10 protein-coding genes and 1 pseudogene are annotated in these 9,601 nt (G+C 72.2%); 2 read left to right on the top strand and 9 right to left on the bottom strand.

Features of this window, described 5'->3' with window-relative positions:
* Nucleotides 1-62: 62 nt before the first annotated feature.
* The 7 genes from MCBG_RS30140 to ngcE all read right to left on the bottom strand — a co-directional run bounded on the left by MCBG_RS30140 (nucleotide 63) and on the right by ngcE (nucleotide 5,053).
* Nucleotides 63-494 (bottom strand): SRPBCC family protein, encoded by a 432-nt coding sequence (locus MCBG_RS30140; RefSeq protein WP_043329759.1) that lies wholly within the window; start codon nucleotides 492-494, stop codon nucleotides 63-65.
* Nucleotides 487-807, bottom strand: coding sequence for an ArsR/SmtB family transcription factor (locus MCBG_RS30135; protein ID WP_030500330.1), 321 nt, complete (start codon nucleotides 805-807; stop codon nucleotides 487-489). The genes MCBG_RS30140 and MCBG_RS30135 overlap by 8 nt, the downstream gene beginning before the upstream one ends.
* Nucleotides 800-1,171 carry a VOC family protein gene (locus MCBG_RS30130; RefSeq protein WP_043331143.1) on the bottom strand — a complete coding sequence of 124 codons (372 nt, stop codon included), beginning with the start codon at nucleotides 1,169-1,171 and terminating at the stop codon, nucleotides 800-802. The genes MCBG_RS30135 and MCBG_RS30130 overlap by 8 nt, the downstream gene beginning before the upstream one ends.
* 85 nt (nucleotides 1,172-1,256) lie before the next feature.
* Entirely contained in the window at nucleotides 1,257-1,742 is a 486-nt protein-coding gene (locus MCBG_RS30125) for a hypothetical protein (RefSeq protein WP_043329754.1), read from the bottom strand.
* 85 nt (nucleotides 1,743-1,827) lie between these two features.
* Complete coding sequence (locus MCBG_RS30120) at nucleotides 1,828-2,733, bottom strand: carbohydrate ABC transporter permease (protein ID WP_051611443.1); 906 nt, start codon at nucleotides 2,731-2,733, stop codon at nucleotides 1,828-1,830.
* A complete protein-coding gene (locus MCBG_RS30115) occupies nucleotides 2,730-3,638 on the bottom strand; it encodes a carbohydrate ABC transporter permease (RefSeq protein WP_043329752.1) in 909 nt (302 codons plus the stop codon). The genes MCBG_RS30120 and MCBG_RS30115 overlap by 4 nt, the downstream gene beginning before the upstream one ends.
* Complete coding sequence (ngcE, locus tag MCBG_RS30110; protein WP_043329751.1) at nucleotides 3,638-5,053, bottom strand: N-acetylglucosamine/diacetylchitobiose ABC transporter substrate-binding protein; 1,416 nt, start codon at nucleotides 5,051-5,053, stop codon at nucleotides 3,638-3,640. Before ngcE ends, MCBG_RS30115 begins: the two co-directional genes overlap by 1 nt.
* 163 nt (nucleotides 5,054-5,216) lie before the next feature.
* Here ngcE and MCBG_RS30105 point away from each other — a divergent pair.
* Nucleotides 5,217-6,597, top strand: a pseudogene (locus tag MCBG_RS30105) (acyltransferase family protein).
* Nucleotides 6,598-6,600: 3 nt separating this feature from the next.
* Here MCBG_RS30105 and MCBG_RS30100 read toward each other — a convergent pair.
* Nucleotides 6,601-7,896, bottom strand: coding sequence for an aspartate aminotransferase family protein (locus MCBG_RS30100; RefSeq protein ID WP_043329748.1), 1,296 nt, complete (start codon nucleotides 7,894-7,896; stop codon nucleotides 6,601-6,603).
* Nucleotides 7,897-7,998: 102 nt separating this feature from the next.
* Here MCBG_RS30100 and MCBG_RS30095 point away from each other — a divergent pair, with 102 nt between their 5' ends.
* Nucleotides 7,999-8,976 carry a hypothetical protein gene (locus MCBG_RS30095; RefSeq protein WP_223201386.1) on the top strand — a complete coding sequence of 326 codons (978 nt, stop codon included), beginning with the start codon at nucleotides 7,999-8,001 and terminating at the stop codon, nucleotides 8,974-8,976.
* Nucleotides 8,977-9,032: 56 nt separating this feature from the next.
* On the opposite strand, the gene MCBG_RS30090 is transcribed toward MCBG_RS30095, so the two are convergent.
* A partial coding sequence (locus MCBG_RS30090) for a hypothetical protein (RefSeq protein WP_043329747.1) occupies nucleotides 9,033-9,601 on the bottom strand: 569 nt, incomplete at its 5' end.

The following is a 9,601-nucleotide window of genomic DNA, read 5'->3' as shown; positions in this document are numbered from 1 at the left end:
CGACCCGGCGGCGCTGCACGCCCGCCTCGTGCCCCCACCCGCCTGACCCGCGCTGCGGCGGGTCAGGGCAGCGCGGCCAGCGCGGCGGCGAGGCGCGCCCAGACGTGGGTACGCCAGCCGCCGTCGAGCAGCGTGAAGGTACGCCGCTGAAGCGGATCGTCCGGATCGAACCCGGCGTGCTCCAGGAACAGCCGGGTGCCCCGCCCCTCGGGCACAAGCGTCCAGGTGACCACCGTGTCGAGCGTGCCGCCGCGCCAGGCCCACCGCATCCGGCGCGGCTCGTCCAGTTCCAGCACCTCGCAGTGGACCGTCCCGTCGAACCGCTGGCCGGGTCGCGCGTCGGTCCGGAACGTGAACCGGTGCCCGCGTACGGGCCGGAAGTCGTTCGGCATGAGCCAGCGTCCGATCAGATCGGAATCGGTCAGCGCGCGCCACACCTTGGCGGGCGGGTGCGGCAGGAACTGGTCCACCGCGATGCGGGTCGGCTCACTCATCCGGCATCGCGTCCAGCACGTCGCCCAGGCCGGCCAGCCGCTGCCGCCAGAACCGCTCGTACGGGGTGAGCCAGTCGGCCACCTCCCGCAGCGGCTCGGGGCGCAGCGCGTAGACCCGCTGCCGGCCGACGGGCCGCTCGGTCACCAGCCCGGCGTCCTTGAGCACCCGCAGGTGCTCCGACAGGCTGGGACGCCGCATCTCGAAGCGGTCGGCGAGCCGCTGCACCGGCTGCTCCCCCTCGTCGCGGAGCAGCCGCAGCACCTCCCGCCGGGTCGGGTTGGCCAGCGCCGCGAACACGTCCGGCTCAGACACGGGTCTCCTGCAGGACGAGCCCGTTGCCGTCCGGGTCGGCGAAGGTGACATAGCGCCCCCAGGGCACGACCTGGACGCTGTCCTCGGCGAACGCCACCCCCCGCTCGCGCAGCCGGGCCACGTCCGCGTCGAGGTCGTCGCTCTCCAGCACCAGCCCGCGCAGCGAGCCGGCCGGCATGCTGTCGAACCAGGTGACGAGCGTCAGCGTGGTCACCGCGCCCCGGGGCGCCACCTGGACCCAGCGGCCGTCCGGCATCGGGTTGTCCCGGACCAGGTCGAAGCCGAGGACGTCGACGTAGAAGTCGCGGGCCCGGTCCTGGTCGCCGACGGGGACGGAGACGATCTGCGCGTGAGTGACGGACATGCCCGCCAGCATAGGTAGGAAATTTCCTACCGGTCAAGCGGAACGAAGGCCGGCCGGGATCTGCCGACCGGCCTCCGTCACCCGCTCAGGCGTTCGGACCGCCCGGCTGCCCCGGCTGCCAGCCCTGCGGCGGCGCGCCGTACTGCGCCGGCTGACCCTGCGGCGCGCCGTACGGCGCGGGCTGACCCTGCGGCGCGGCGCCGTACGGCGCGGGCTGGCCCGGGGCGGGCGGGAACCCGGGACCGGGCTGACCGTGCCCCGCCGCCGGGTACATCCCCGGCTGCTGCGGCGCGCCCGCGAACTGCTGCGCCGCCGCCTGCTCGCGTGCCTCCTTGCGCGCCTTCACCGCGCGCACGATCAGCAGGATCGGCAGGACGAAGACGTAGAAGAAGATCCGGTAGCTGTCGCCGTCGAAGAGGAACAGCAGGTAGAAGCCGTACCCGAAGAAGGCCAGGCCGACGACTACGTTGAGGATGCGGGAGCCGGTCCCCTGTTCCTTGACGGCCACGCCTACCGCGACCATCGCGATGCCGCCGAGCAGCAGCAACAGCGTGTAGATGAGGAAGAACATGAGATTCCTGTCGATAGATGAGCGTGCCGGCCCACCCTAGGTCAGTTCGATCTTCCCCACTGCCCCGTTGCCTGTGGCAACCACCTCACTTGAGCTGCCCCGCGGTCAGTCCGGACTGGACCTGACGTTGGAACGCCACGTACACCACGAGCACCGGCAGCACCGCGATGGTCAGGCCGGCGAACAACTGGGCGTAGTCACCGGCGTAGCCCTGGCTGACCGCGAGCGAACTCAGGCCCTGGGCGAGCATCCGGTCCTGCCCGTCGCCGGGGATGAGCACCTGGGGCAGCAGGAACTGGTTCCAGTGGCTCAGGAAGTTGAAGATCCCGACACTGATCAGTCCCGGTCGCGCCATCGGCAGCATCACCCGGAAGAACAGCCGGAAGTGCCCGCACCCGTCGATCAGCGCGGCCTCCGCCACCGAGGTCGGCAGCGTCCGGAAGAACGCGGTCAGGAAGAACACCGTGAACGGCAGCGAGTACGCGGTGTAGACCAGGATCAGGCCGGGCCAGGTGCCGAGCAGGCCGACGCTGCGGACCACGAAGAACAGCGGCACCAGGGCCAGGAACACCGGGAACATCATGCCGCCGACGAACAGGTAGTAGACCACCTGCCGGCCGCGGAACTCGTAGCGCGCGAAGACGTACGCGGCGGTGGCGCCGAGCAGCATGGTCAGACTCAGCGAGCCGGACACCACCACCAGGCTGTTGAAGAAGAACCGGCCGATGTGCGCGGTGCTCCAGGCCCGCGCCCAGTTGTCGAAGCGCAGCGCCTCGGGCAGCCCCCACGGCTCGGCGATGATCTCGCCGTTGCTCTTCAGCGAGCTGAGCACCATCCAGGCCAGCGGCAGCACCGTCATGGCCGCCCAGAGCATGAGGAAGCCGTGCGAGAAGACGTTCGCCACGCCCAGCTCACGCCGGGGCGGACGGTCGGCCGGGGTCGCCGCGCGGGTCGCCTCGGCGCCCGGGGCGCCGGTGTCCACGGTGGTCACGAGTACTCGATCCGATCGCGCCGGGCGGTGCGCAGCGCCAGCATCGCCACCGAGAGGGTCAGGAAGAACATCGCCACACCGATCGCCGAGGCGTACCCGAACTTGTTCTCGCTGCCGAACGACGTGTCGTACATCCGCAGCCCGATCACGTCGGAGGAGAAGTTCGGCCCGCCGTTGGTCATGAGCTGGACCAGGATGAAGCCGTCCAGCGCCGCGATGGCCAGGTAGATCCACGCGACCTGGATGGTGTCCCAGAGCAGCGGAATGGTGATCTTCCGCAGCATCGTGGTGCGGGACGCGCCGTCGAGCAGCACCGCCTCGTAGATGTCACGCGGGATGGCCTGCATGGCGGCGCCGAAGAGCACCACGTAGAAGCCGACGTTGCTCCACACCATCACCGCCAGCACGCACCAGAACGCGAAGCGCGGGTCGCCGAGCCAGGCCGGGGTGGCCAGCCCGACGGCGCGCAGGGCGCCGTTGAGCAGGCCACTCGTCGGACTGTAGATCTCCTTCCAGAGCAGCGCGATGATCACCACGGAGAGCACCTGCGGGAAGAAGTAGACGAGCCGGTAGACCGAGGTGCCCCGCACCCCGGTCACCCCGGCCCGGCCCCGGCGGCCGCCCATGGTGAGCATGCTGGCGAAGAACAGGCCCAGCCCGATCGTCACCACCGGCACCACGGCGAGCAGGATCGCGTTGTTCTTCAGGGCGTTCCACACGTACCCGTCGTTCAGCAGCGTGCGGAAGTTCGCCATGCCGACCGGGTCGGCCTGCGCGGAGTAGCCCATCCAGTCGGTGGTGGAGATCTGAAAAGCCTGGAGGTACGGCGAGAGCACGAAGATGCCGTACAGCGCCAGCGGGGGCAGCAGGAACGTGAGGATCAGGGGGAGGCGGCCCTGTCGCATCACGCCGACCGCTTGTACTTCTTGACCGAGCTGTCGCCGGCGATCGAGTCGGCGCCCTTCTGGCACTGGTCGAGGAACTCGGCCGGGCCGATCCGGCCGCTGAAGAACTCGCCGCAGGCCGCGTCGACGAGGTTGCGCTCCAGCTTGCGGTAGTAGTTGTTGTAGACCCAGTTGAAGCCGTTGGACCCGGACGCGTCGAGCGCCTTGACCACGGTGCTGAGCCCGTACGGCAGGTCGACGCCCTCGGTGGCGCCGGCGACCACGGGCAGGCTGGCGACCTTCTTGGTGAAGTCCTGCGCGCCCTTGCGGGACAGCATGGTCCGGAAGTACTCCAGGCCACCGGCTACGTTCTTCGCCTTCGCCGGCACCATGAACGGCTCGCCCGCGGTGCCGCGGATCGCCTCGTACGGCAGCTTGTCGCCGCTGCCCAGGCTCGGCGTGGGCGCGACCGTCATGTTGAAGCCGGGCGGCGTGACGTCCTTCTGCTCGCTCTCCAGCCAGGAGCCGCAGGAGATGAACGCGGCCTTGCCCTGGCACCAGGCGGTCTGCGACTGCTTGTGGTCCAGGCCCGGGGAGCCGGCGAGGATGAACTTGTCCTTGACGATCTGGTGCCAGGCGTCGGCGGCGGTCTTCATCGCGTCCGACTTCCAGGCGTTCGGCTCCAGGTTGTCGATCGCCAGCGCCACGGACGGGCCGCCGAGCTTGATCGCGGTGGAGATCAGCGGCCAGCTCATGTAGCGGGGGTGCACACCGGCGTACGTCCAGGGGGCGATGCCGGCGGCCTTGATCCGGCGGCAGAGCGCGATGTGGTCGTCCCAGGTCTTGGCGTCCTCCCAGCCACGGTCGGCGAACAGCTTGGTGGAGTGCCAGATGCCGTACACCGTGTAGGTGTAGTTGAGGACCAGGAACCGGCCGTCGTAGGAGCCGACCTCCACGGTGCCGGGCAGCAGCGTGTCCTTGACCGTCTTGCCGGGCGTGTCGAGGCTGGGGGCGGCGAGCAGCTCGCCCAGGTCGGCGAGCGCGTTCTGGGAGACCAGGCCGTTGAAGTCGATCTGGCCGGCGCCGGAGTTGTTCACCACGTCGGGCGGGCTGCCGTCGACGAAGCGGGGCTGGAGCGTCTTGCTGATCTCCGCGGTGGCCGAGTGCTTGATCTCCGCCTTCGGGTACCGCTCCTTGTACATGGCCTCGTGGGCCTTGGCGTAGTCCTCCCCGAAGCCGCCGTTGAAGATCACCACCTCCAGCGGGGCGTCCTCGGCCACGCCGAGCGGGTTCTGCTCGCTCTTCGTGCCCTTGTACGCGCCGCCGTCGCCCTCGTCGCCGCCACCAGAGGTGGCGCAGCCGGCGAGCAGGCCGGCGGCAGGGGTGGCCAGCAGGCCGGCGGCGGCGCTGCGCCGAAGGATCTCACGCCTGTTCATCGCATCTCCTCGGTTCGGGTACGCCCGGTGAACGATCTGTCGCTTGTCTTCACATAAGGCATTTCCACTGAAGAATTTCTACGACAGTGCGACGGGGACCACAACCCCTCTCGACCGATCCGTTATCCGTACCGGTCGCGGCGCGCTGGCCTAGCCTGACTTCATGCGCCGCCTGCGGCAGCTCGCGCAACGCACGCCGCCGGGGCGGGAGCGCTACATCGACCTGCTCCGGGCGCTGGCCATCACCATGGTCGTGCTCGGCCACTGGGGCGTCACGGTGATCGGGTACGACAACGGCCGCCCCGCCGGCCACTCCGCGCTGGCGGACCTGCGCTGGGCCTGGCCGCTGACCTGGGTGGCCCAGGTGATGCCGGTGTTCTTCCTGGTCGGCGGCTACGCCAACGCCGCCTCGCTCACCTCACGCCGCCGCCGGGGCGGCTCGGCGACGGGCTGGCTGGTCGACCGCAGCGCCCGGCTGATCCGCCCCACCACCGTGTTGCTGCTGGTCCTGGCGGCGGGAGCGGGGATCGCCACGCTGCGCGGCGCCGACGCGGCGCAGGTGCGCGAGGTGATCTGGTTCGCCACCATCCCGCTGTGGTTCCTGGTCGCCTACGTCGCGGTGGTGGCGCTGACCCCGCCGATGTACGCGCTGCACCGCCGGTTCGGGCTCGCCGTGCCGGTGGTGCTCGTGGCCTTGGTCGCGCTCGGCGACCTCGGCCGGCTCCTCGGCCCGGCCGTGCTCGCCGACGGCAACTACCTGCTGGGCTGGCTGGCCGTGCACCAGGTCGGGTTCGCCTGGTACGACGCCGCCCGGCCGGACACCCGCGCCGGACACGCCGCGCCGCGTGGCCTGTTCCGCCGCCGGCTGCCGCTGTCCGGCCGGGCCGGCGCGGTCCTGCTCGGCGGCGGCCTGGTCGCGCTGGTTCTGCTCACGGTGGCCGGACCGTACCCGGTGGCGATGCTCCACGTCCCCGGCGAGCGGCTGGACAACGCGGCGCCGCCGAGCCTGGCGCTGATGGCCGCCGCGGCCGCCCAGCTCGGCCTGATCCTGCTGCTGCGACGCCCGGCCGGGCGCTGGCTGCGCCGGTCCGGCCCCTGGCAGGCGGTGCTCGCGGTCAACGCCGTGGTGCTCACCCTGTTCCTCTGGCACCTGACCGCCGCGGTGCTGCTGGTCGGCCTGCTGGACGCGCTCGGCGTGCTGCCCACTCCCCCGGTCGGCTCGGCGGCCTGGTGGGCGTGGCGCGTACCGTGGCTGCTCGCGCTGGCCGCGGTTGCTGGCCGTGCTGGTCGCCGTCTTCGGCCCGGTCGAGGCCCGGACCCGCCGCCCGGCCGCGACCGGCCCGGCCGGCGTCGGGAGGCGGCGGCTGCGCGCCGGGCTGGCCCTCGCCGGGTACGCGGGCGTGCTCGTCGGCCTGCTGCTGAACAGCCTCACGCCCAAAGAGGGACCGGAGCCGCTGGGCCTGCCCGCCCCGGCGCTGGTGGCGTACCTGGCCGGGGCGGGTCTGCTGCGGCTGCTCAGGTCCGGACGGGACCGGCCGGGCTGATGGTCACGCCTCGATCGAGGCGCGGATCGCGTCGACCAGGATCGCCAGGCCCTCCCGGGCCTCGTCCTCGGTGAGCGTCAGCGGCGGGCCCATCCGGATCACGTTGCCGTACAGGCCGCCCTTGCCGACCAGCAGGCCGCCGGCCCGGCACGCCTCGAACACGCGGGTGGTCAGCGCCGCGTCCGGCTCGACGGTGCCCGGGTGGACGAACTCGACGGCGAGCATCAGGCCCTTGCCGCGTACCTCGGCGACCCGGTCCAGCCCGGCGGTGGCCGCGCGCAGGCCGTCGCCGAGGATCGCGCCGACCCGGGCGGCGTTGCCCTGGAGGTCGTGGTCGAGCAGGTAGTCGAGCACCGCGTTGCCGGCCGCGGTGGAGACCGGGTTGCCGCCGAACGTGGAGAAGCTGATCGCCGGCACCGACTCCAGCACCTCGGCCCGGCCGACCACCCCGGCGAGCGCGAAGCCGTTGCCGATGCCCTTGGCGAAGGTGAGCAGGTCCGGGGTCACGCCGTGCGCCTGGTAGCCCCAGAAGTGCTCGCCGGTACGGCCCCACCCGGTCTGCACCTCGTCGCTGATCAGCAGGATGCCGTGCTCGTCGAGCACCTTCTTCCAGGCGGCGAAGAGCCCGTCCGGGCCGTGCACGAAGCCGCCGACGCCCTGGACCGGCTCGGCGATCAGGCAGGCCACGTCGCCGGCGGTCTGGGTGGCGAGCACCTCGCGCAGGTCCTCGACCGCCGCGTCGACCCGGTCGGCGGCGTCGAGCCGGGCCAGCAGCCCGCGCAGCCGCTCCCCGGAGTGCAGCCAGGCCACCTGCAAGGGGTTCAGCGCGCTGGCCGACCAGCCGCGGTTGCCGGTGACGCCCATCGTCGCGTACGACCGGCCGTGGTAGCTGTTGCGCACCGCGAGGATCTGGTGCGAGCGCCGGTGGTTCGTGGCGACCAGCAGCGCGGCCTCGTTCGCCTCGGTGCCGGAGTTGGTGAAGAACACGCGGGCGTCCGGGATGCCGGAGAGCCGGGCGATCTTCTCGGCCAGCTCGACCTGCCGGCGGATCAGGTAGAGCGTGGAGGTGTGCACGAGCCCGGTCCGCAGCTGCCGCTCGACCGCCTCCCGGATCTCCGGGATGTCGTGGCCGACCATCGTGGTCAGCACGCCGCCGAAGAAGTCCAGATAGGTCCGGCCGGCCGCGTCGGTGACCCGGCGGCCGGACCCGGCGACGAGTTCCAGGGGTTCGGCGTAGTAGAGCGGCATCCAGGACGGGAGCACGGCGCGGTGCCGGGCCAGCAGGTCGTCGGAGGTCATCGGCGCACCCTTCAGCGGAGGTGGATCCCCGCACGTTCCCACCACGAGCGGGGGCGGGACAACTGGCACTTCGCGGGCCGGCCCGGCGGTAGCATCCGGCGGGTGCGGACGGATCAGGTGACGTTGCCGGGCGGCGTGGCGGGGACGACGCGGGCGGACCTCCTGGCCGGGATCCGGTCCTGGGTGGAGTCCGCCCCGGTGCGGAATCTGGTGGCGCACTTCGGCGCCGACTGGCCCGACGGCGACCTGACGGCGGTGCTGGCCGGCCTGGACGTGTTCTCCGCCCGCCGCTGGGACTTCCGGCAGGACGGGAACGCCCGGACGCCCGGGAGCCGGCGTTCGACCCGGCCACCGCCGGGGCTGGTGCTGCGCGCGGCCGCCACGCTGGGCCTGGTCCGCGCGGTCGCGCCGGCCCGATCCGGGTACGCGCACCTGCTGGTGCTCGGCGGGCTGGCGCACGCCTGCCTGCGGCGCACCGCGTACGCGGCGATGCTGGCCCGGACGGCGGCCGGGGTGACCGGCGAGGTGGCGGTGCTGGGCAGTTTCCGGCCGCTCTCGGCGGCCGAGTGCCGCACGCTCGACGCGGCCGGGGTGTCCGGCTGCGCCACCGAGGTCGACGTCCTCGACGCCGGGGTGCGGCTGGCGTTCGGGGTGGCCGAGCCGGACGACGAACGCGGCGAGCCCGCCGGTCATCCGCACCGGTCCTGGTCCTCGCGCACCTACCGGCCGGCCGGGCTACCCCCGGTACGGGTGCTCGCCGCGCCGTCGAGCGAGCCGGACCGGCGTCGCGCGCACACCGCCGACACGCAACGGTTCTGGGCCGAGCACGTGCGGCTGCGCGCGGGCGACGAGGTGCTGATGGTGACCGCACCGATCTACGTGCCGTTCCAGCACTGCGACGCGCTGCGGACGCTCGCCGTGCCGTACGGGTGCGGCATCGAGACGGTCGGCGTGGACCCGGCCGCCCGGGCCGCTGTCGACGTGCCGGAGCCGACCCTGACGCCGGGCCGCTACCTGCAGGAGATCCGGTCGGCGCTGCGGTCGATGCGCGCGCTGCACGCCACGTTGACGGCCGGCTGAGCCGGCGTGCGGGCCGGCGCCCGGCGTACCGCCGCGCACCGGCCCGGGAGCGGGTGTCAGTTGACGTAGACCGCCGGGCTGCCGGTCTTGCTGGTGTCCTTCACCGGCGAGTACGAGGCGGTGAAGTACGCGGTGCCGAAGCACAGCGACGGGCCGGAGAACTTGGTCAGGGTCTGGTTGGTGAAGGTGATCGAGTTGGTGCCGTTGGACGCCGTACCGGTCAGCGTGTTCGTGCTGGTGCGGTAGACGCAGGTGATCGCGCCGAGCAGCGAGTTGAGCACGACGGTGCTCTGGATCGGCGCGGCCGCCGTGCCGGCGATGGTGACCACGCCGGCGCTGGTCACCGACGTGGTGTACGGCAGGTTGTTCACGGTGATGCTCTGCACGCCGGTGGTGCCGAAGACGTTCGTGGTGCAGCTGGAGAACGACTGCGCGGTCAGGCTCTCGGTCGCGGTGCCGGGGGCGGTCGGGTTGGTCAGCACCTTGGCGCTGAAGCTGGACGCGGCGCACTTGATGCCGGTGGTGCCGCTGGACGAGGAGTAGAACGTGGCGTTCGTGCCGCTGCGCAGGCTGGCCTGGATGACGTCGCCCACCGACACGGCGGTGCCGGCGACGGTCGGGTAGG

The organism is Micromonospora sp. M42 (assembly GCF_000568915.1).
Classification (GTDB): Bacteria; Actinomycetota; Actinomycetes; order Mycobacteriales; family Micromonosporaceae; genus Micromonospora; species Micromonospora chalcea.
The sequence above is the reverse complement of the archived record's forward strand: the minus strand, read 5'-3'. Positions and strand labels throughout refer to the sequence as shown.